20 protein-coding genes, 12 tRNA genes and 2 rRNA genes (1 of these 34 cut by a window edge) are annotated in these 20,591 nt (G+C 38.8%); 32 read left to right on the top strand and 2 right to left on the bottom strand.

The window, feature by feature from the left end:
- Positions 1–35 precede the first annotated feature (35 nt).
- Both MKY78_RS07360 and MKY78_RS07355 read left to right on the top strand, forming a co-directional pair.
- Positions 36–515: a PH domain-containing protein gene (locus tag MKY78_RS07360; RefSeq protein WP_339217130.1), complete on the top strand. Its 480-nt coding sequence runs from the start codon at positions 36–38 to the stop codon at positions 513–515.
- Positions 508–1,935 carry a PH domain-containing protein gene (locus MKY78_RS07355; protein ID WP_339217129.1) on the top strand — a complete coding sequence of 476 codons (1,428 nt, stop codon included), beginning with the start codon at positions 508–510 and terminating at the stop codon, positions 1,933–1,935. The genes MKY78_RS07360 and MKY78_RS07355 overlap by 8 nt, the downstream gene beginning before the upstream one ends.
- Positions 1,936–1,950: 15 nt before the next feature.
- Here MKY78_RS07355 and MKY78_RS07350 read toward each other — a convergent pair whose 3' ends face one another.
- Entirely contained in the window at positions 1,951–2,712 is a 762-nt protein-coding gene (locus MKY78_RS07350) for a rhomboid family intramembrane serine protease (protein WP_339217128.1), read from the bottom strand.
- A 149-nt stretch (positions 2,713–2,861) separates the two neighbouring features.
- Here MKY78_RS07350 and acpS point away from each other — a divergent pair, with 149 nt between their 5' ends.
- From acpS to MKY78_RS07275, 15 genes are all read left to right on the top strand, one after another.
- Complete coding sequence (gene acpS / locus MKY78_RS07345) at positions 2,862–3,215, top strand: holo-ACP synthase (protein WP_339217127.1); 354 nt, start codon at positions 2,862–2,864, stop codon at positions 3,213–3,215.
- 345 nt (positions 3,216–3,560) lie between these two features.
- Positions 3,561–4,583: an outer membrane lipoprotein carrier protein LolA gene (locus MKY78_RS07340; protein ID WP_339217126.1), complete on the top strand. Its 1,023-nt coding sequence runs from the start codon at positions 3,561–3,563 to the stop codon at positions 4,581–4,583.
- Positions 4,584–4,722: 139 nt separating this feature from the next.
- Entirely contained in the window at positions 4,723–5,871 is a 1,149-nt protein-coding gene (alr, locus tag MKY78_RS07335) for an alanine racemase (protein ID WP_339217125.1), read from the top strand.
- Positions 5,872–6,046: 175 nt separating this feature from the next.
- Entirely contained in the window at positions 6,047–6,331 is a 285-nt protein-coding gene (locus MKY78_RS07330; protein WP_186869689.1) for an antitoxin, read from the top strand.
- A 3-nt stretch (positions 6,332–6,334) separates the two neighbouring features.
- On the top strand, positions 6,335–6,694 hold the full coding sequence (locus MKY78_RS07325) for a type II toxin-antitoxin system PemK/MazF family toxin (RefSeq protein WP_186869690.1): 360 nt from the start codon (positions 6,335–6,337) through the stop codon (positions 6,692–6,694).
- A gap of 189 nt (positions 6,695–6,883) precedes the next feature.
- Entirely contained in the window at positions 6,884–7,789 is a 906-nt protein-coding gene (locus MKY78_RS07320; protein WP_186869691.1) for an RsbT co-antagonist protein RsbRA, read from the top strand.
- The gene (locus MKY78_RS07315) at positions 7,761–8,117 is read left to right on the top strand and encodes an STAS domain-containing protein (RefSeq protein WP_186869692.1); all 357 of its coding nucleotides are present in this window, start codon (positions 7,761–7,763) and stop codon (positions 8,115–8,117) included. The genes MKY78_RS07320 and MKY78_RS07315 overlap by 29 nt, the downstream gene beginning before the upstream one ends.
- Positions 8,118–8,120: 3 nt before the next feature.
- Positions 8,121–8,522 carry an anti-sigma regulatory factor gene (locus MKY78_RS07310; protein ID WP_339217865.1) on the top strand — a complete coding sequence of 134 codons (402 nt, stop codon included), beginning with the start codon at positions 8,121–8,123 and terminating at the stop codon, positions 8,520–8,522.
- A gap of 97 nt (positions 8,523–8,619) precedes the next feature.
- On the top strand, positions 8,620–9,630 hold the full coding sequence (locus tag MKY78_RS07305) for a PP2C family protein-serine/threonine phosphatase (protein ID WP_339217124.1): 1,011 nt from the start codon (positions 8,620–8,622) through the stop codon (positions 9,628–9,630).
- A 77-nt stretch (positions 9,631–9,707) separates the two neighbouring features.
- A complete protein-coding gene (locus tag MKY78_RS07300; RefSeq protein ID WP_186869694.1) occupies positions 9,708–10,040 on the top strand; it encodes an anti-sigma factor antagonist in 333 nt (110 codons plus the stop codon).
- Positions 10,041–10,517 (top strand): anti-sigma B factor RsbW, encoded by a 477-nt coding sequence (rsbW, locus tag MKY78_RS07295; protein WP_186869695.1) that lies wholly within the window; start codon positions 10,041–10,043, stop codon positions 10,515–10,517.
- Positions 10,489–11,277 (top strand): RNA polymerase sigma factor SigB, encoded by a 789-nt coding sequence (gene sigB / locus MKY78_RS07290; protein WP_339217123.1) that lies wholly within the window; start codon positions 10,489–10,491, stop codon positions 11,275–11,277. The genes rsbW and sigB overlap by 29 nt, the downstream gene beginning before the upstream one ends.
- A gap of 5 nt (positions 11,278–11,282) precedes the next feature.
- Positions 11,283–11,888, top strand: a complete 606-nt coding sequence (locus MKY78_RS07285) for a protein phosphatase 2C domain-containing protein (protein ID WP_339217122.1) — start codon at positions 11,283–11,285, stop codon at positions 11,886–11,888.
- Complete coding sequence (locus MKY78_RS07280) at positions 11,860–12,066, top strand: hypothetical protein (protein ID WP_339217121.1); 207 nt, start codon at positions 11,860–11,862, stop codon at positions 12,064–12,066. Before MKY78_RS07285 ends, MKY78_RS07280 begins: the two co-directional genes overlap by 29 nt.
- Positions 12,067–12,130: 64 nt before the next feature.
- A complete protein-coding gene (locus tag MKY78_RS07275) occupies positions 12,131–14,299 on the top strand; it encodes a Tex family protein (protein ID WP_339217120.1) in 2,169 nt (722 codons plus the stop codon).
- Between the two features lie 201 nt (positions 14,300–14,500).
- On the opposite strand, the gene MKY78_RS07270 is transcribed toward MKY78_RS07275, so the two are convergent.
- Positions 14,501–15,982 carry a catalase gene (locus tag MKY78_RS07270; protein ID WP_339217119.1) on the bottom strand — a complete coding sequence of 494 codons (1,482 nt, stop codon included), beginning with the start codon at positions 15,980–15,982 and terminating at the stop codon, positions 14,501–14,503.
- Between the two features lie 274 nt (positions 15,983–16,256).
- Between MKY78_RS07270 and MKY78_RS07265 the strand changes: the two genes are divergently transcribed.
- The 15 genes from MKY78_RS07265 to MKY78_RS07195 all read left to right on the top strand — a co-directional run.
- The gene (locus MKY78_RS07265) at positions 16,257–16,730 is read left to right on the top strand and encodes a SprT family protein (RefSeq protein ID WP_339217118.1); all 474 of its coding nucleotides are present in this window, start codon (positions 16,257–16,259) and stop codon (positions 16,728–16,730) included.
- A gap of 373 nt (positions 16,731–17,103) precedes the next feature.
- Positions 17,104–17,178 (top strand) — tRNA-Asn (locus MKY78_RS07260).
- A 3-nt stretch (positions 17,179–17,181) separates the two neighbouring features.
- Positions 17,182–17,272 (top strand) — tRNA-Ser (locus MKY78_RS07255).
- Positions 17,273–17,281: 9 nt separating this feature from the next.
- Positions 17,282–17,353: transfer RNA gene (locus MKY78_RS07250), tRNA-Glu, on the top strand.
- Between the two features lie 22 nt (positions 17,354–17,375).
- Positions 17,376–17,452, top strand: a tRNA-Asp gene (locus MKY78_RS07245).
- A 9-nt stretch (positions 17,453–17,461) separates the two neighbouring features.
- Positions 17,462–17,536 (top strand) — tRNA-Gln (locus MKY78_RS07240).
- A 207-nt stretch (positions 17,537–17,743) separates the two neighbouring features.
- Positions 17,744–17,819 (top strand) — tRNA-Lys (locus MKY78_RS07235).
- Between the two features lie 9 nt (positions 17,820–17,828).
- A tRNA-Leu gene (locus tag MKY78_RS07230) sits at positions 17,829–17,913 on the top strand.
- A 26-nt stretch (positions 17,914–17,939) separates the two neighbouring features.
- Positions 17,940–18,023: transfer RNA gene (locus MKY78_RS07225), tRNA-Leu, on the top strand.
- Between the two features lie 81 nt (positions 18,024–18,104).
- A tRNA-Arg gene (locus MKY78_RS07220) sits at positions 18,105–18,181 on the top strand.
- 6 nt (positions 18,182–18,187) lie between these two features.
- Positions 18,188–18,261, top strand: a tRNA-Pro gene (locus MKY78_RS07215).
- 56 nt (positions 18,262–18,317) lie between these two features.
- Positions 18,318–18,391, top strand: a tRNA-Gly gene (locus MKY78_RS07210).
- Between the two features lie 9 nt (positions 18,392–18,400).
- Positions 18,401–18,474 (top strand) — tRNA-Ile (locus tag MKY78_RS07205).
- 232 nt (positions 18,475–18,706) lie between these two features.
- Positions 18,707–20,268 (top strand): 16S ribosomal RNA (locus MKY78_RS07200).
- A 281-nt stretch (positions 20,269–20,549) separates the two neighbouring features.
- Positions 20,550–20,591: ribosomal RNA gene (locus tag MKY78_RS07195) — 23S ribosomal RNA — on the top strand (it continues 2,881 nt past the right edge of the window).
- The 16S and 23S rRNA genes sit together here with 12 tRNA genes alongside, the layout of an rRNA operon.

The raw sequence follows: 20,591 nt of genomic DNA, 5'->3' as shown, positions 1-20,591 counted from the left end.
GCTTTTTTTATCATTAATTAGGGGGAAGAAATGATATGAGAAAGCCACCGGTTCATCGGATTTCACGAGATGCGATAAAAGTATGGCAAATTACAGCTATCCTATACGAATTAATAGTATGGCTATTTGCAATTGTAGGTTTAGTATTACACTTCATAAATGATTTTCCATTTTGGATTGTCCTAGCTGCATTTGCAATTAGTATCGTAAGTACTATAATCACCGTTTTTTTAATCCCGAATTTGCGATGGAAAAGATGGCGTTATGAAGTATTTGAACAGGAAATCTATATTCAGCATGGGATATTAATCGTTTCCAGAACGCTTATTCCAATGATTCGGGTCCAACATGTCGAGACGAAGCAAGGGCCGATTTTGAAATACTTTAATTTATCTAGTGTATCTATTTCAACGGCGGCAACTACACATGAAATACCGGCATTATCAAATGAAATTGCTTCCGATTTACGAGATAAAATTTCCACACTAGCAAAGGTGGATGAGGATGATGTCTGAGCCGAAACGATTACACCCTGCTACTATTATTTTCAATTTAATCAATAATGTGAAGGATATGTTTTTCTTATTTGTCCTTGCTTTTGTTACGTTAGTAAATATCGATATTTTATATGCTATTTTAGCTGTCGTAGTGCTAAGCGTGCTATTGATTGTTACAAGCTACATATCCTGGAAACGATTTACTTACCGTGTGGGGGGTGATGAATTAAAACTAGAATACGGTGTGATTATACGGAAGAAGCGTTATATATCTAAAAATAGAATTCAATCGATTGATCTAACGCAAAACATCTTACATAGAATATTTAAATTAGTAAAAGTGGAGATAGAAACAGCCGGTACTGGTAAAGAGGCAGAAGCATCACTTAATTCCGTCACGTTTGTCGAAGGGGAGGAATTACGTTCAGAGTTGAAATCCACTATTACGGAAAAGGAACCGGTTGAAGAACTGGAGGAAGAAAAACAAATCCCGACCGTAACGATTACTAGAAAACGCCTTATTCTTACCGGAGCTACTTCAGGTAGTATAGGGGTGTTATTGGCTGTTGCAGGGGCTGCGTTTTCCGAATTGGTACGGTTCATACCTACTAATTTTTACGATAGTGCATATACGTGGCTTGTTGGATTGGGAATAGTGATCATGGCTCTCATGGCTTTAGGGGGGATTCTTTCTCTCTGGTTATTAGGAATTGCGGGAGTCATGCTGAAATATTGGAATTTCACCATAGCAAGAGTGGACGAAGATATTGTCATAAGATGTGGACTACTAGAGAAAAAATTAATTACAATTCCACTAAAACGAATTCAAGCGGTCGGTTATGTGGAAAATCTAATTAGACAACCATTCGGGTATGTGACGGTAATTGCAGAAATTGCAGGTGGATCGAATGAAAAAGGGGAAGATTTTTCTACGGTACTATTTCCTATTATGAAGAAAAAAGAAGTGGATGAGTTCCTGACTAAATTGTTACCTCAATATAGACCAGATGATGCAGAGCTAATCCAATTGCCGAAGCGCTCACTTAAATATTATCTCGTAAGGGCCGCAATCATACCGCTATTGGTATTAGGCGTTGTTCTGTATATGTTTCCACAGTTTGCGTGGATTCCGAGTGTTGTGTTTGTGCTAAGTGTGTTATTAGGGATTCTTCAGTATAAGGACTCGGCTTATCATGTAACAGGGAATAAACTTCTCATTCGCTATCGTAATTTTAATAAAGTTACCATGATGCTGTATCATAAACGGATTCAAGCATTTAATAAAAAACAACATATCCTTCATAAGCGAGAAAATTTAGCAACGATACAGTTGTCTATCGTAGGGAAGATGGGGCAAGGAAAGCATTATCATGTAAAAGAATTGGATGTAAAGGATGCTGATACCTTAGCGGATTGGTATTCTTACCGAGGGGGCTAACCCCCCTCGATTAGTTTAAAACACATTATATAAAACCCCAATGACTACTAAGATAATTATAATAGTCCATAGGAAATTTTGTTTTGTTTTTCTGGAAAACCTTTTTTTCTTCCATCGGTTCGGATCAAAGCGAACCTCTCCACCATCGTCATAGCTTCTTCTGTACTGCGCCGGATAATACGGACGTGCTCCATTAAGGACTAGAGGGGCGATAAGAAATCCCACTACAAAACCTAGGACATGGGCATAGATGTTAATATTCGGACGTAGGAAAGTCATGATGATACCAATAATGAAAATGACCATAACAATTTGGGAGCTTTGGGAATCAATCAGATTTTTACGGAATGCCACCATAAATACATAGACACCGAATAACCCAAAAATCGCACCAGAAGCCCCTACGTGAGAATAAAGAATTGAAGGGTGGATAATGAAGGTGACGATGTTTGCCAGCACACCAGCACCGATATATGCGAATAAGAATTTTGCTTTACCTAACATTTGCTCTAGTGCAGGTCCAAACAATACTAGAGAAAATGAATTAAATAGCATATGCGTAAGTCCGCCGTGTAAGAATATTGGTGTTACAAATCGCCAATATTCTCCATTTTGTAACCCCCAATGACTCCCAACCCCTAAATGGTACAATTGATCGAATAACCCAATCGGTATGACATCTAGAAGCCATGTCAGTATATGGATGATAATAATCGTCGACACTACCGGATAGTATCGAATAAACTCTTTAATACTTCTCTCATTTCGAATAAACATTTTTTCCCCTCTTTCATATCGGGTTTTTACTAAAGTATTTTTAAAGCTTGCTCGGGTATTATATTATTATGTACATTATTAGATTACTATAATACTATTTTTACATAAACAATAGCGTATGGCATCTTTCATGTTAGGAGAATGTGGAAATGATTAAAGGAATTGGAATAGATATTATTGAACTTGATAGAATAAGGAGCCTTATGAATAATAATCGTTTTATAGAACGGATCTTAACTGTTAAAGAAAAACAAACATTTGCTTTACTCCAAAGTGAAAGCAGAAAAGTAGAATTTATTGCAGGACGTTTTGCTGCCAAAGAGGCTTTTTCAAAGGCAATGGGAACAGGTATAGGCGAGTTAAGTTTCCAAGATATCGAGGTTTTGAATGATGAGAAAGGTGCGCCCTGTTTAACATATTTGAAAGAAGAGGATATGAATATTTTTATCTCGATTACTCATAGTAGAGAATATGCTGCTGCTCAAGTGGTGATTGAAGTCTAAAGTTCCTTGTTAATCGATTATCATCTGCATAATTACGGAGGTTGTCTCATATATTTTATTGCGGGCAGGAGGGAACAAGCTATAACATTGTTCACCGCAAAAGAAGCAACGATAGGACCAAGCACCAATAGAACAAGCTGGCCCAAGTAATAAGAATGTATTGGGAGATTATGTATGGAAAACTAACAGAAAAGAAAGAGAGGGTGGTTGGATAGGATGATCGTATTGTCTTCATAATGGGTGTGTATGGTCTGTCGTATATTCTTTCGGTGTAATCAGTTCCCTTTGTATAAATCGTAAAACCTAAAGAGTAGGTTTGTAATTTTAGACAAGGGAGTTATGTCCATGATAAAAAAATCTCGTTTATGGATGATCGTTGTATTCGGTCTAGTATTCGTTCTAGCTGCGTGTGGTGAACAGTCACAAGAAGATGTGGTTAAAAAGCTAGGCAGTAATGTTGCAGATTTAACTGGATACAAAGCAAATGTTGAAATGAAAATGAATACGGGACAAGAGGAGCAGCTATTCAAAATCGATGTTTGGCATAAGAAAGAAGAATTCTATCGTGTAGCATTAAGTAACAATCAACAGGATAAGGGTAGTCAAATCATTCTTAAGAACAAAGATGGTGTATTTGTTCTTACTCCGGAGCTGAAGAAGAGCTTCAAATTTCAGTCGGATTGGCCAGATAATAGTAGTCAGCCATATTTATATCAGTCCTTAGTAGAGGACGTTGCAAATGATGAAGAAGCGGAATTTACTTCTGATGAAAACCACTATATCTTTAAAACCAAAACGAATTATCAGAGTAACAACAATTTACCATACCAAGAAATCTACTTTGATAAAGAAAACTATACGCCGGCGCTTGTGAAAGTATTGGATACGGATGGTAATGCTGTTGTGGAAGTGAAATTTAATAGCTTTGAATTAAACCCTAGTTTCAATGATAAAGATTTTGAGATTGAAGAGAATATGGCAAGTGTAACCCCAGAGGATGTTCCGACATCTGGAGATGGTGTGATAGATGAATTAGAGGTTATGGTACCAATTCAAACAGTAGGAGCCGAGTTGGCTGAGCAAATTGAAGTAGATCTGGAGAATGGGAAACGAATTATTTCAACCTTCACTGGAGAAAAGAATTTTACACTCGTACAAGAAAAGCGGAATGTAGTGGAGACGTTGCAGTCCCCGGTAGAAGTTGAAGGAGATATCGTCAACCTTGGATTTGGTGCTATTGGAGCATTATCGGAAAATGCAGTTGAATGGGACTATAATGGCTCTAATTTCTACTTAGCTAGTGATCAGCTAACAAGAGAAGAATTGGTAGAAGTAGCACAATCCGTACAAGGACACAACGTAAAATAATCATAAAACTTGGGCAGGCTCATAGATAAGAGTCTGCTTTTATTTTATAATAAGTAATTATAGTAAACATAGCCAAATTCATCATAGGAAGGATAGCGTTGTCTAAAAAATATCATCATCTTCTTTTCCTGTATGTAAAATGATTGAAAAGAAAGGAGCTATCATTGTGGTAGGAGAAATGTATCGCGATACATGGGTTGAAATAAATCTTCAAGCAATTAAGTATAATATCATGCAAATAAAGGAAAAACTACCGCAAGATAGTAATATTATTGCAGTTGTAAAAGCAAACGCTTATGGGCATGGAATAGTCCCAATAGCCCAAAAAGCAATTGAATCAGGAGCAAATGGGTTAGCAGTAGCCTTATTAGAAGAAGCTATGACACTTAGAAAAGCCTCCATTACAGCACCAATACTAGTATTAGGAGGAGTTCCTGCGGTATACGCACCAGTTGCAGCAAAAAATCATATCACTTTAACCGTCTTTCAAGAGGAGTGGCTAAAAGAAGTAAACAAGTTAACGCTAGAGCAGCCTTTACATGTTCACCTAAAATTGGATACTGGAATGGGTAGAATTGGTGTACGGACAGAAGAAGCGTTAGTAGGTATGTTACAAGAAATAGAGAAGAATCGTGATATTAACTTAACCGGAATATTCACTCATTTCGCTACTGCAGATGAAAGAGATTTAGCTTATTACCATGAACAAACAAAGCGGATGGAGCAATTGCTAACGTTATTTAAACAATATTGGCAAGAATCTATTACAATTCACGTCGGCAATAGTGCTGCCTCTATACGCTTTCCGGAAAGTATGCATAATTCCATTCGTTTTGGCATATCCATGTATGGGTTGTATCCTTCAAAGTATGTAAAAGAGGAAAAACATATTTCTTTAAAACCAGCTTTCTCCTTACATAGTAAACTGATTCACGTCAAATCAATAAAACCAGGTGAATCTGTTAGCTATGGTAGAACGTATGTAGCCGAGAAGGATGAATGGATTGGCACGATTCCAATAGGTTATGGTGATGGATGGAATAGGAAGCTACAAGGAATGAGCGTTTTAGTAAATGGAAAGCGAATGCCTATAGTTGGTCGAATATGCATGGATCAAATGATGATACGACTGGATAAATCATATCCAATCGGAACAAAGGTTACCCTAATAGGGGAGCAAGGGAATGATTGTATCGAGATGGATGAGGTTGCAGCTTATTTGGATACAATAAATTATGAGATACCTTGTATGATAAATGAAAGAGTACCAAGAATCTATATAGAGTAATGGAATGAAAAGTGCCTAGAAGTTAGATTCGTATTACCGGGCTTTTATACCCAATTTATTTCAATAAAATGCTGATAAGCCTTTGCAATTACAGCTAGACAATGATATTATTAAATTTGATTAAATATAGAAAAATAGTAACGATCGTTCAGGAAGTTGGCGGAGGTGCTTGGTTTTGTCAGAAAGCTCACAGGAAATCATGGTACGGCTACCGAAAAACCTACTAAATGAGGTGGATGGATTAGTGAAGAGAGAAAACAGAGATCTTAGTGATTTCATATGTCAAGCAACTAGAAATTATCTTGAAACTAAGAAAGAGGAATATATCCAAAACTTTTATAAATCCATGCAAAAAGGCTATCAAGAAATGGCAAGAATCAATCTCTCTATTGCTTCAGAAGCTTTTCAGGCTGAAGAGGAGGCTGAAATTACTTTAGAGCGCTCTGTGATCGGGGTGTAGAATTTGATTGTTCAAAGAGGCGAAGTGTATTTCGCTGACTTATCCCCTGTAGTTGGATCAGAACAAGGGGGCGTTCGTCCGGTACTAATCCTCCAAAATGATATTGGAAATCGATTCAGTCCAACTGTTATCGTTGCTGCAATCACTGCTCAAATCCAGAAAGCAAAACTACCTACCCATGTAGAAATTGATGCGAAACGATATGGATTTGATAGAGATTCTGTTATTCTTTTAGAGCAGATTCGAACGTTAGATAAGCAGCGACTAACAGATAAAATTACCAAACTCGACGAAGTTATGATGCAAAAAATCAATCATGCACTAGAAATAAGCCTTGGGCTTAAGGATATGTATGGTCAATAGAACTCATAGTTTATATTAATAAACTTATGAGTTTTTTTATGTCCAAATTATATCGAATACTTTTAAAATGATGATTCGTAAAATAACTCGCTATATAGATAAACTTTTGTGAAAATGAATATAGTTGCTATAATAAACATAACATGTGAAAATATTTATAATATTTTTGGTTTATCGGGGGTTGCTCGAATGAATAAAGATTTGAGGAAGATTGCCATTGAAAATAGTGAAGAGATTATTAGGGAATGGTCAAAGGAAATTAACAAGCTTAGAAGTGAAAATTACACAGCAGATATTTCGGATGAGTTATTCGAAAATAATAATGAAGAATTTGTAAATGTCATATTAAGTAGTATCAAAGGTACCGGCTCAACTAAAATAGTAAAAGATTTTTCAGATCGAATCATTAAATTAGGATGGCCATTGAGTTATATTACAGACGGTCTATTGGTGTTTAGTAAAGTTACAACACATACAATATTAAATAAATTTGAACAATTGGACAGTGAATTTATGTCCGAGACACTAGATACTGTGGAGTCCTGGGTGCAGCCGATTATTAGACAACTCGTGAATGAGTACTCTGTTAGCTGGGAGCATGTTGTATCCTTGCAACGTATTGCGCTACAGGAGCTGTCTGCTCCGCTTATACCAGTGATGGATAATATTACGATTATGCCGTTAATTGGTACAATTGATACGGAACGTGCGAAATTCATTATGGAAAACCTTCTTGAAGGGGTTATGCGTCATAATGCAGAAGTGGTATTAATTGATATTACAGGTGTACCAGTTGTAGATACTATGGTTGCCCATCATTTGTTTCAAGCTACGGAAGCAGTCAGATTACTTGGTGCCAAATGTATTCTAGTGGGAATACGTCCGGAAATTGCCCAAACCATTGTGAATTTAGGCATTAACTTCTCAAATCTACCAACAAAGAGCACGCTTAAAAAGGGTTTCTTGCTAGCATTAGAAGTTACCAATAAATCAATTGTTGAGATGGATAATAAAGCTCAAAGCATTGATGAATTACTAGGATTGGATAAAGGGAGTGAAAAAGGTCATGCGCATTCCAATATTGAAACTACATAATTATTTATTAATCTCTATTCAAACCGAACTAGATGACCAAACAGCTATTCAATTCCAAGAGGATTTATTAAAAGAAATTCATTCAACAGAAGCTACCGGGGTTGTCATTGATTTAACCTCAGTGGAAGTTATTGATTCTTTTATTGCAAAGGTGTTAGGAGATGTAGTTTCGATGTCAGACCTAATGGGGGCTAAAGTTGTCTTAACTGGAATTCAACCAGCGGTTGCTATGACGTTAATTGAATTAGGTATTCATCTACAAAATGTACCGACCGCATTGGATCTTGAACAGGGCTTAATGAAGCTGCATCAGGAATTGGGGGAATAGATGATGAAATCCCAATCCTGTGTGAAGATAATGAAAGAGTGGGATATTGTTGCCGCTCGTCAAATGGGGCGAGAAATTGCAAAAAGCTTAGGATTTGGTACGGTTGACCAAGCCCGTATTACGACAGCAATATCCGAGCTTGCGAGAAATATATATTTGTATGCCGGTGAAGGTGAGATTTACTTTGAAGTATTGGAATCTTTAGATCAAAAAGGTATTTCTATCGTGGCACAAGATAATGGCCCAGGAATTAAAGATATAAGTCAGGTAATGGAGGATGGTTTTTCCACATCTGGAGGGTTAGGTGCAGGGTTACCTGGTGTAAGGCGATTAATGGATGAATTTGATATTGAATCTGAGGTTGGAAAAGGTACGAGAATCATAACCGCCAAATGGGTTAGATAAACCTTCCAGTATCTAAAGCTTCTTTATTATCAACAAAGACTACTCAACTGTATGAACTTGAAATTTAGTTCTTAATAATAGAATAGGAGAGGCCGAGATGGATACGAGAGAGTTATTTGCTAGGAACTATAAGAATTTACTAAAGGGGTATATAGAAATACAAGATGAGCAAGCATTATATGGAGCTGAACAAATTTCAAAGTCCTTTATTAAAAATAATATTTTACCAGAAGAGATTGTTAACTTACATATTCAAGCATTATTAGAAATATCCCCTGAACTACATGATCAAATACAGACTTCGATGAATTTCTTATTGGAGACGATGATTTCATATGGTCTAGCACATCAAGAATACCAGCTTCTCAGAGAAAAACAGCTGGAAATCAAATCTGAGATTCATGTTGCTGCCAGAATGCAAAAAATGTTATTAAAATCTGCCATTCCTAAAACGGATGACCTGGATATTGGTGTTATTAGCGTTCCGGCAAATCAAATGAATGGCGATTATCATCATTTTGTCAAAGGGAAAGATGGATCGATTAGTATTGCTATTGCCGATATCATTGGAAAAGGCATACCAGCAGCATTGTCTATGTCCATGATTAAATACGCGATGGATAGCTTTCCGGAAAGTGAGATGTCTACCGATGCAATACTAGCTAGCCTAAATAGAGTGGTAGAACGAAATGTTGACCCTAGTATGTTTATTACGATGTTCTATGCACAATATAAACCAGGATCTGGTAAGCTCTATTATTCTTCAGCAGGGCATGAGCCAGGCTTTTTTTACAGTGGTAAAGATAATACCTTTAGAGAGTTCGAAGCAAAAGGGTTAGTATTAGGGGTCAATCCTGATACTACCTATTCCCAATACGAATTAGAAATCGAAAAAGGTGACATGATTGTCTTGCTTACAGATGGTGTTACGGAATGTCGAAAAGGTGACGTTTTTATCGAACGAAATGAAGTGTTAGAAGTCATCAAGTCATATATGCACCTGCCTGCGCAAGAGATTGTCAATCAAGTTTATCGTCATTTTGAACGATTACAAAACTTTCAATTACGGGATGATTTTACCTTAGTTATATTGAAAAAAGTGGTTTAGTATTAGCGTGTAAAGGGAATAAGGAAAACAAACACTCGTGATGTACGTACGAATATCGGTGTTATAGGGGGAAAACTATGAATCTACAAATCCAAATAGATGAAGGTCTTGATAAATCTATAGTTCATTTATCTGGAGAAATTGATGTTTATACAGCACCTAAGTTAAAAGACACACTGCTCCCATTATTACAGCAGCAAGGAACATCCCTAGAAGTTGATTTAAGTAATGTAACTTATATGGATAGTACGGGATTAGGGGTATTTGTAAATGCTCTGAAGTTATCGAAAGAGTATGAAAGCCAATTAACGTTGATAAATTTACAAGATCGAGTATTTCGTTTATTCCAAATAACTGGATTACACGAAATAATGGACATAAACTCTACGATTCGAGGTGTGGATGAATAAATGGAATCGTTTGATTTTATCGAAATGAAATTCCCAGCAAAGCCGGAATACGTAGGTGTTATACGATTATGTATTTCCGGAATTGCAAACCGCATGGGCTTCACCTATGAGGATATTGAGGATCTCAAAATTTCTGTTTCTGAAGCAGTGACCAATGTCGTTAATCATGCATATGGGGAACAGGATGATGGAGAAGTAACCATAGGGTTTGGCGTATATGAGAGCCGATTAGAAGTTATGGTAGCAGATCATGGAGGAAGTTTTAATCTTAATGAAATTAAGGCGGAAATAGGACCTTACGATAGTAACGAGTCGATTGAAAATCTTCGTGAAGGGGGTTTTGGGTTATTTTTAATTAATACATTAATGGATAAAGTCGAAATATATAATAATTCAGGTGTCATTGTTCTAATGACGAAATACCTTGAGAAATTAGGGGTGGGGTTACATGACGACCACGTCTCAACCGAACAATAAGGGAAGAGATGAGGTATATGAATGGATTGAACTACTTCAGAAAAACCCTTTAGACGAGGAAACCCAACAGAAAATAATCTTTACCTACAAGGAACTAGTAGAATCGATTGCTAGAAAATATTCTAGAAATAGTATGATTCATGAAGATTTAGTTCAAGTAGGTATGATAGGTTTATTAGGAGCTATTAAGCGATTTGACGCCTCATATGGTAAAACATTTGAATCATTTGCTATTCCTACAATAGTTGGAGAAATAAAGCGATTTATCCGTGATAAAACTTGGAGTGTTCATGTTCCACGAAGAATTAAAGAATTAGGTCCTAAGATTAAGAAAGCCGCTGATGAACTAACCACTAAAAATCAAACATCACCCACTGTTAAGGAAATTTCCGAATATCTTGGAGTCTCTGAGGAAGAGATACTAGAAACAATGGAAATGAATAAAAGCTATAAAGCGTTATCTGTTGATCGTAGTATTGAGGGAACTCCAGATGGGAGTACAATAGCTATACTAGATATGATAGGTACTGATGAAGATGGATATTCGCAAATTGACCACAAGATGCTATTAGAAAAGATACTTCCCATTTTAAATGATCGTGAACAACAAATTATCCGTTGTACGTATTTTCAAAATATGAGTCAAAAAGAAACCGGTGAATTATTAGGAATATCACAAATGCATGTTTCACGTTTACAACGTAAGTCGTTAAAGAAACTCCGTGAAGCAATTAACTCAGATAGTGCGGAGGTATTGTAATTGTCATGAACCGAGTAAAGGTAGCTGTTTTTCAGGAAGCAAAAAATGGTAATAATGAATGTGGAGATAGTTACTATTTTTGTGAAACTGAAAGTGAATTTATATGTGCCCTAGCAGATGGTTTAGGTAGTGGAGAATATGCCAAAGAATCATCTGATATCGTAATAAATATTATTAAAGAAAATATGAACTGCTCCGTTGAAAAACTAGTCCAAAAGTGTAATGAACAATTGTTTGGAAAACGCGGCACAGTCTTAGCTATTCTAAAAATTGATTTTATGTCCGGAATCTATTCTATCTCCATGATTGGGAATGTTGGTGTCATAACAGTTACTGGGGAGAATAAAAGAAAGCGAAATGTACCTAGCGCAGGGTATCTAGCAGGATACAAAAGAGACTTTAAGGTTATTCGTGAGCCTCTCGAGAGTGAGATGAATTTTATTATGTACACGGATGGCGTTACGAATCAAGAGCTAGCCGATAATTACTTCTTTTGTACGGAAGTAGAGAGGATCACAAAGTCTTTTGCACTAAGAAGTGGAACCCCGAGAAAAGATGATACAACCTTGATTGCTATTCGCTATGAGAATAAAGATAATGATATCGAATAAGCTAGCAATCGATAACACTCAATTTGGTCGTGGTGCCCAAGGGTTAGAATTTTACGCTAACTTTTGGGCAGGTGCCTTTTTGAGTGTTTTTTTGATTGAGGCTTCTAAGTACGTTCAATACCTACCGTTACTGTATAAAAAACGAAATCAATACCCTAATGTTATAAGGGAAGTGTAATGGAGTTTGTAGGATTTAGATTTCATTTTTGATAGAATAGAATTTGTGTAAAGGAGGAACTACAATGTCAGAAGGTTTAAATCAAGAATTAGCCCAATGGGTTTCCAAAGAAACAGCTATTCATACTACTGTTGTACATAAAGTAATAGCTTTAATAGAAGAAGGAAATACAGTACCATTTATTGCTCGCTATCGTAAAGAGGTTACTGGAGGACTAGATGAGGTCCAAATTAAATCGATCCAGGATAAATGGAACTATGCCCTTAATCTTGCCCAAAGAAAAGAAGAGGTTATACGTTTAATTGACGAACAAGGAAAATTAACACCAGAATTAGAAAATGAGATAAGAATTGCAACACAGCTACAACGAGTTGAAGATCTCTATAGACCTTATAAACAGAAAAGGAGAACTAAGGCAACCATTGCAAAAGAAAAAGGATTAGAGCCTTTGGCTGAATTAGTCTGGAAGCAACAAGAAATGGATGTCCAAGCTGAAGCAGAGAAGTATCTATCGGAAGAACACGAGTTACACACTGTAGAGGATGTGTTGGCTGGTGTAAACGATATAATGGCTGAATGGATCTCAGATGAGCCAGAATACCGTGAGTACATTCGGAACGAGACATTCAAGCGAGGTCTAGTACAATCAGAGGTGAAGAATAAAGAGCAAGATGAAAAAGGCGTCTACGAAATGTACTATGAGTATAGTGAAGCTGTTCGTTCGATTGTTTCCCATAGAATATTAGCACTAAACCGAGGAGAGAAAGAGGACGTATTGAAAGTCTCCATTGTTCCTCCTGTTGATGCGATTATTGGATACTTACAACGGAAAATCATAAAACATAAAACACAGCCAGAAATTGTAGACATTATCAAGGCTGCTATTCAAGACTCATACAAACGTTTGATTGAACCTTCAATTGAGCGAGAAATTAGAGCTGGATTAACAGAAAAAGCGGAGGAACAAGCAATTTCTGTCTTTGGTACCAATTTGAAAAATCTTTTATTACAGCCACCATTAAAGGGAAGAACGGTATTAGGTGTAGATCCAGCGTATCGGACAGGCTGTAAGCTAGCTGTGATTGATGAGACGGGTAAATTACATCAAGTAGGTGTCATGTATCCGACTGCACCGAAAAATGATATCGCAGGTGCAGAAAAGATAGTAATGGAATATATAAAGAAGTATTCTATTGAATTAATTGCAATTGGTAATGGGACAGCATCCCGTGAAACAGAGCAATTTATTTCAGATACGATTACGAAACACAACCTAGATATTCCGTATATCATTGTAAATGAAGCGGGGGCAAGTGTTTACTCTGCATCTGAATTAGCGAGGGAAGAATTTCCTGACTTACAGGTAGAGGAAAGAAGTGCGGCATCGATTGCTCGACGTGTACAGGATCCACTTGCAGAACTAGTGAAAATTGATCCGAAATCGATTGGTGTTGGACAATACCAGCATGATGTAAGTCAAAAAGCATTAAATGAATCTCTAACCTTTGTTGTAGAAACAGCCGTAAACCAAGTGGGGGTTAATGTAAATACTGCATCTAGATCATTACTCCAATATGTATCAGGCTTAAGTAAAACAGTGGCTGGGAATATTGTGAAGATGCGCAATGAAAATGGTAAGTTTACCAATCGTAAACAGTTGAAAAAGATTCCAAGATTAGGTGCTAAAACATATGAGCAAGCAATCGGGTTCTTACGAATAATTGATGGCGATAACCCACTAGATCGAACACCAATCCACCCAGAGAGTTATGATCATACCGAAAAGCTACTAGCTATGCTTGATTGCAAGATTGACGATATTGGCTCCGATAAGTTAAAAGAGAAGCTTGCCTCTCTTAATAAAAAGGAAACCGCCGTACAGCTGGAAATTGGTGAACCAACATTAGAAGACATTATGGAAGCATTGAGTAAGCCTGGACGAGATCCACGTGACGAGTTTCCGCAACCATTGTTAAAGAAAAATGTCTTGTCGCTGGAGGATTTAAAACCAGGAATGGAGCTACAAGGAACCGTTCGCAATGTGGTGGACTTTGGAGTGTTTGTTGATATTGGAGTAAAACAGGATGGCCTAGTGCATGTTTCTAAGATGTCAAACACCTTTGTTAAACATCCAATGGATATAGCATCTGTTGGTGATGTTATAACAGTTTGGGTTGAAAGTGTTGATGTGCATAAAGGAAGAGTCGCTTTGTCCATGGTGAAGGAAAGTTAATATTAATGTAGTCCGATATATACTAAGCAAAAAACGTTGTGAGGAATTCTCATAACGTTTTTTGCTTTAATGATGGGATGATGCGTATCGATCGAATATGAGGCAGGATAACGCTTCTAACGATAGATGCTAGACAACACGACCCACAATAAAAAAAGACGACTGGAAAAATATCCAGTCGTTTTACAGAATGTGCTTTTATTATTCTACTTCACTTGCAGCTTCTACTTCGCTCATGGAAATACCAAGTGCGTTAGCAACACCTTCACCATATGCTGGATCTGCTTTGTAGCAATGGTTAATGTGTCTTAATTGAACTTCTTTTGTAGTTCCTTGCATGTTGTTAGCAGTGTTTTCAAATAATCTTTGTTGCTCTTCAGGAGTCATAAGACGGAATAACTTACCTGGTTGTTCGAAGTAGTTATCATCATCTTTATCGAAATCATAATAGTCGACATCTGCTCCAAGCTGTAATGCAGGCTCTTGATGCTCCTTACTATCTTGCCATTCTCCGTAGCTGTTAGGGCTGTAAGAAACTTGACTACCATGTGGAATTACACGCATAGCGCCATCACGATGGTATGGATTGAAGTTCTTCGCATTTTTAGGATAGTTAACAGGAATTTGCCAGTGGTTAACACCTAAACGATAGCGTTGTGTATCCCCATACGAGAATAGACGACCTTGAAGCATTTTATCTGGTGAAAAACCAATACCAGGTACAATGTTAGTTGGAGCAAATGCTGCTTGCTCAACTTCTTCAAAGTAGTTTTCAGGATTACGGTTAAGCTCAAGCTCACCAACCTCGATTAGAGGGAAGTCTTTTTTATACCATACTTTAGTTAAATCAAATGGATTGTAAGGTACTTGCTTAGCTTGTTCTTCCGTCATTACTTGAATGTAAAGTGTCCATTTAGGGAAGTCACCTTTTTCGATTGATTCAAATAGATCTCTTTGATGACTTTCACGGTCTTTACCAATTACTGCTTCTGCTTCTTTGTCTGTTAGGTTTTTGATACCTTGTTGAGAACGGAAGTGGAATTTAACCCATACACGTTCGTTATCAGCATTAATTAAGCTGTAAGTATGACTTCCGAATAAGTGCATATGTCTGTATGTTGCAGGAATACCACGATCACTCATAACAATGGTTACTTGGTGAAGCGCTTCTGGTATACTAGTCCAGAAATCCCAGTTTGCTTGTGCACTATGCATATTAGTTTTAGGATCACGTTTAACTACGTGGTTTAAGTCTGGGAAACGCTTAGGATCTCTAAAGAAGAATACTGGTGTGTTGTTACCAACTAAATCCCAGTTACCTTCTTCTGTATAGAATTTAAGTGCTGTACCACGAATATCGCGCTCAGCATCAGCAGCACCACGCTCACCAGCTACAGTAGAGAAACGGATAAACATATCTGTTTTCTTACCGATTTCGGAGAAGATGGATGCTTTCGTATATTTAGTAATATCATGCGTAACAGTAAATGTACCATAAGCACCTGAACCTTTAGCGTGCATACGGCGTTCTGGGATAACTTCACGGTCAAAGTGAGCTAGTTTTTCTAGGAACCAGAAGTCTTCCATTAATAGTGGACCTCTTGGACCAGCTGTTTTTGAATCATCATCATTTGGTACTGGAGCACCAAATGCAGTGGTTAACTTTTTCTTATCTTCACTCATTGAATATGTCCCTCCTAAATAATAAAATACAAGTATTAGAGTAATTAATAGATTACTAAAAAGATAGTTTGAGTAAAATCCCTTATTAGGATTAAGTAAACAAGACTATCCTCCTTTCATGTAATCTGATAGTAATTACCTTCAAATTCTATTATAAGGGATTATAAACAAAAATCAATTTTTAATTATAATAATTTTAATTAAGGGTGAAGTTTATTTTGTTTAATAGGTTGGTTTTGAAATATAATACTTTAAATGAAGGGGGTTTTCGCAAATGAAATTATTAAGTGAGAAAGAACTAACACAATTGGTTCATTCCATTTCTATAGAATTTTTCCATAAACCTTTTGTTGATAAGGTTACATTTAATAATCGTCTGCGGACAACTGGTGGTAGGTATATACCGGCAAAGAGACTAATTGAATTAAATCCGAAATATTATATGGAAGCGGACCAGGATGAGTTTATTGGAATAATAAAGCATGAATTATGTCATTATCATCTGCATATTGAAGGGAAAGGGTATAAGCATAGCGATCCAGAATTTAGAGCACTATTACAAAAGACCGGATCACCAAGACATTGTAAACCACTTCAATCCAATCTAAATAAATTTAACTATGAGTATAAATGTACTAATTGTCATCATACTTATAGGAGAGTAAGAAGAGTGGATATGAAAAAGTATCGATGTGGTATTTGTCGGGGGAGATTAGTAGAAGTGAAAAATGCTTCTTTAATAAAGTAGATGAAAAAACATTATAGTAGGAAGAAAATAGGGTCTGGAAAAGTTTATAAATTCAGACGCAAAAAATAGATTGACGAAATGGACTAGCCATGATAAATTATATAAAGTCTTAACAAAACAGACGGAATGTACATAGAAGTTTAAGAAAAAACTTTTATAAAATATCTTGACAATAAATTGATAATGTTATATGATATTTTTCGTCGCTGAAATTATTCCACAGTAGCTCAGTGGTAGAGACGAGCAAAACATCTACCGAATAAGCTACGAGTAACCCCGAAGCATTTGGCATCTTAGAACAAACTAGTAGATCCAGGGGGTCGAGATTATGGGAATTGTTTTAAGGCAGAATAAGTGAACAATTTATTATTATTCCACAGTAGCTCAGTGGTAGAGCAATCGGCTGTTAACCGATCGGTCGTAGGTTCGAATCCTACCTGTGGAGCCATATGGAGAAGTACTCAAGTGGCTGAAGAGGCGCCCCTGCTAAGGGTGTAGGTCGGGTAACCGGCGCGAGGGTTCAAATCCCTCCTTCTCCGCCATTCTAATATGGCCCGTTGGTCAAGCGGTTAAGACACCGCCCTTTCACGGCGGTAACACGGGTTCGAATCCCGTACGGGTCATTTCTTTAATAAACTAAATAAAGGTCCGGTAGTTCAGTTGGTTAGAATGCCTGCCTGTCACGCAGGAGGTCGCGGGTTCGAGTCCCGTCCGGACCGCCATTAAATTGTTGGGCTATAGCCAAGCGGTAAGGCAACGGGTTTTGGTCCCGTGATTCCCAGGTTCGAATCCTGGTAGCCCAGCCAATTTTTTGTTTGTGATATCTTTAACAAAGTGGTTTTAGAATCATTCATTACTAGGAGCCATTAGCTCAGTCGGTAGAGCAACGAGCAACACTTCCACCGAATAAGCTACGAGTAACCCCGAAGCATACACATCTTGAATAAGCTAGAAGATGCAGGGGTCCTCCATGAATGACGCTAATACTAACTTAAGGATTAACTTATTTTTTCGAGCCATTAGCTCAGTCGGTAGAGCATCTGACTTTTAATCAGAGGGTCGAAGGTTCGAATCCTTCATGGCTCACCATTTAAACATGCGGGTGTGGCGGAATTGGCAGACGCGCTAGACTTAGGATCTAGTATCTTCGGATGTGGGGGTTCGACTCCCTTCACCCGCACCACTACAAAATGTAAAGTCCGTATTAATGCGGTCGTGGCGGAATGGCAGACGCGCTAGGTTGAGGGCCTAGTGGGAGTTAATCCCGTGGAGGTTCAAATCCTCTCGGCCGCACTTAGTTCCAGTGTTTGTTTAATACAAATAAACGACTTGATTTAATATGATTAATATGGTATTATTAAGAATGTCGCTTTTGCGCCCGTAGCTCAATTGGATAGAGCGTTTGACTACGGATCAAAAGGTTAGGGGTTCGACTCCTCTCGGGCGCGCCATTTTATCGGGAAGTAGCTCAGCTTGGTAGAGCACATGGTTTGGGACCATGGGGTCGCAGGTTCGAATCCTGTCTTCCCGATCCGAGGCTTTATTAATAAGTCTGGCTAAAAAAGAATATTTATTTCTATACTTTATGCGGGTGTAGTTTAATGGTAAAACTCCAGCCTTCCAAGCTGATGTCGAGGGTTCGATTCCCTTCACCCGCTCCATTAATTTATGGGCCTGTAGCTCAGCTGGTTAGAGCGCACGCCTGATAAGCGTGAGGTCGGTGGTTCGAGTCCACTCAGGCCCATCATTCAAAAAAAGAATGAAAAAACTTGTTGACATAATCTTGATAGCGTGATATGATATAAAAGTTGTCGCTAAGAGATAACAACAAAGATTTTGCTCCTTGAAAACTGAACAAAACAACCAGTATGTCAAGAAGAAACATACCCTGTTTTTTCTATTAAAGAATTACAGAAGCTAGCAGCTTCTTTGCTAAGAATTACCTATGATTGATTGGTGTCAATCATAGACAAACTTTTTTGGAGAGTTTGATCTTGGCTCAGGACGAACGCTGGCGGCGTGCCTAATACATGCAAGTCGAGCGAGTGAAATTAACTGATCCCTTCGGGGTGACGTTAATGGATCTAGCGGCGGACGGGTGAGTAACACGTGGGCAACCTGCCTGTAAGACTGGGATAACTCGCGGAAACGTGAGCTAATACCGGATAACACTTCGAACCACATGGTTTGAAGATGAAAGGCGGCGCAAGCTGTCACTTACAGATGGGCCCGCGGCGCATTAGCTAGTTGGTGAGGTAACGGCTCACCAAGGCGACGATGCGTAGCCGACCTGAGAGGGTGATCGGCCACACTGGGACTGAGACACGGCCCAGACTCCTACGGGAGGCAGCAGTAGGGAATCTTCCGCAATGGACGAAAGTCTGACGGAGCAACGCCGCGTGAGTGATGAAGGTTTTCGGATTGTAAAACTCTGTTGTTAGGGAAGAACAAGTACAATAGTAACTGATTGTACCTTGACGGTACCTAACCAGAAAGCCCCGGCTAACTACGTGCCAGCAGCCGCGGTAATACGTAGGGGGCAAGCGTTGTCCGGAATTATTGGGCGTAAAGCGCGCGCAGGCGGTCCTTTAAGTCTGATGTGAAAGCCCACGGCTTAACCGTGGAGGGTCATTGGAAACTGGAGGACTTGAGTGCAGAAGAGGAGAGTGGAATTCCACGTGTAGCGGTGAAATGCGTAGAGATGTGGAGGAACACCAGTGGCGAAGGCGACTCTCTGGTCTGTAACTGACGCTGAGGCGCGAAAGCGTGGGGAGCGAACAGGATTAGATACCCTGGTAGTCCACGCCGTAAACGATGAGTGCTAGGTGTTAGGGGGTTTCCGCCCCTTAGTGCTGAAGTTAACGCATTAAGCACTCCGCCTGGGGAGTACGGCCGCAAGGCTGAAACTCAAAAGAATTGACGGGGGCCCGCACAAGCGGTGGAGCATGTGGTTTAATTCGAAGCAACGCGAAGAACCTTACCAGGTCTTGACATCCTCTGACCACCCTAGAGATAGGGCTTTCCCTTCGGGGACAGAGTGACAGGTGGTGCATGGTTGTCGTCAGCTCGTGTCGTGAGATGTTGGGTTAAGTCCCGCAACGAGCGCAACCCTTATTCTTAGTTGCCAGCATTTAGTTGGGCACTCTAAGGAGACTGCCGGTGACAAACCGGAGGAAGGTGGGGATGACGTCAAATCATCATGCCCCTTATGACCTGGGCTACACACGTGCTACAATGGATGGTACAAAGGGCAGCAAAACCGCGAGGTCGAGCAAATCCCATAAAACCATTCTCAGTTCGGATTGCAGGCTGCAACTCGCCTGCATGAAGCCGGAATCGCTAGTAATCGCGGATCAGCATGCCGCGGTGAATACGTTCCCGGGCCTTGTACACACCGCCCGTCACACCACGAGAGTTGGTAACACCCGAAGTCGGTGAGGTAACCTTTTGGAGCCAGCCGCCTAAGGTGGGACCAATGATTGGGGTGAAGTCGTAACAAGGTAGCCGTATCGGAAGGTGCGGCTGGATCACCTCCTTTCTAAGGAATAATTAAGGAAACCGACTAAGTTCGCCACGTCCTGTGGCAACGTCGGCATGACCTGCATCCTGCAGGCCTAAACATACTGTGTTGTTTGGTTCAGTTTTGAGGGAGTAAACCCTCAAAAAGCAAGGAACTTCTGTTAAAACCCGTCACGTCCTGTGACGAACACAGAAGCCACCACATCCTGTGGAAGTGTACCTTGAAAACTAAATAAGAGTAACAACGACATCAAACTTTAAAGCAAGGCTATTAATATAGTGAAACGCTTATTCATAATTAGTTAAGTGAATAAGGGCGCACGGTGGATGCCTTGGCACTAG

It is taken from the genome of Ornithinibacillus sp. FSL M8-0202 (assembly GCF_037975285.1).
Classification (GTDB): domain Bacteria; phylum Bacillota; class Bacilli; order Bacillales; family Amphibacillaceae; genus Ornithinibacillus; species Ornithinibacillus massiliensis.
This window is presented reverse-complemented; position numbering and strand designations above follow the sequence as displayed.

Coding starts and splice junctions, on each gene's coding strand:
- MKY78_RS07360 (WP_339217130.1), top strand. CDS start 36: ATGAGAAAGCCACCGGTTCATCGGATTTCACGAGATGCGATAAAAGTA.
- MKY78_RS07355 (WP_339217129.1), top strand. CDS start 508: ATGTCTGAGCCGAAACGATTACACCCTGCTACTATTATTTTCAATTTA.
- MKY78_RS07350 (WP_339217128.1), bottom strand. CDS start 2,712: ATGTTTATTCGAAATGAGAGAAGTATTAAAGAGTTTATTCGATACTAT.
- acpS (WP_339217127.1), top strand. CDS start 2,862: ATGATTAAAGGAATTGGAATAGATATTATTGAACTTGATAGAATAAGG.
- MKY78_RS07340 (WP_339217126.1), top strand. CDS start 3,561: ATGATAAAAAAATCTCGTTTATGGATGATCGTTGTATTCGGTCTAGTA.
- alr (WP_339217125.1), top strand. CDS start 4,723: ATGATTGAAAAGAAAGGAGCTATCATTGTGGTAGGAGAAATGTATCGC.
- MKY78_RS07320 (WP_186869691.1), top strand. CDS start 6,884: ATGAATAAAGATTTGAGGAAGATTGCCATTGAAAATAGTGAAGAGATT.
- MKY78_RS07315 (WP_186869692.1), top strand. CDS start 7,761: ATGCGCATTCCAATATTGAAACTACATAATTATTTATTAATCTCTATT.
- MKY78_RS07310 (WP_339217865.1), top strand. CDS start 8,121: ATGAAATCCCAATCCTGTGTGAAGATAATGAAAGAGTGGGATATTGTT.
- MKY78_RS07305 (WP_339217124.1), top strand. CDS start 8,620: ATGGATACGAGAGAGTTATTTGCTAGGAACTATAAGAATTTACTAAAG.
- MKY78_RS07300 (WP_186869694.1), top strand. CDS start 9,708: ATGAATCTACAAATCCAAATAGATGAAGGTCTTGATAAATCTATAGTT.
- rsbW (WP_186869695.1), top strand. CDS start 10,041: ATGGAATCGTTTGATTTTATCGAAATGAAATTCCCAGCAAAGCCGGAA.
- sigB (WP_339217123.1), top strand. CDS start 10,489: ATGACGACCACGTCTCAACCGAACAATAAGGGAAGAGATGAGGTATAT.
- MKY78_RS07285 (WP_339217122.1), top strand. CDS start 11,283: ATGAACCGAGTAAAGGTAGCTGTTTTTCAGGAAGCAAAAAATGGTAAT.
- MKY78_RS07280 (WP_339217121.1), top strand. CDS start 11,860: ATGAGAATAAAGATAATGATATCGAATAAGCTAGCAATCGATAACACT.
- MKY78_RS07275 (WP_339217120.1), top strand. CDS start 12,131: ATGTCAGAAGGTTTAAATCAAGAATTAGCCCAATGGGTTTCCAAAGAA.
- MKY78_RS07270 (WP_339217119.1), bottom strand. CDS start 15,982: ATGAGTGAAGATAAGAAAAAGTTAACCACTGCATTTGGTGCTCCAGTA.
- MKY78_RS07265 (WP_339217118.1), top strand. CDS start 16,257: ATGAAATTATTAAGTGAGAAAGAACTAACACAATTGGTTCATTCCATT.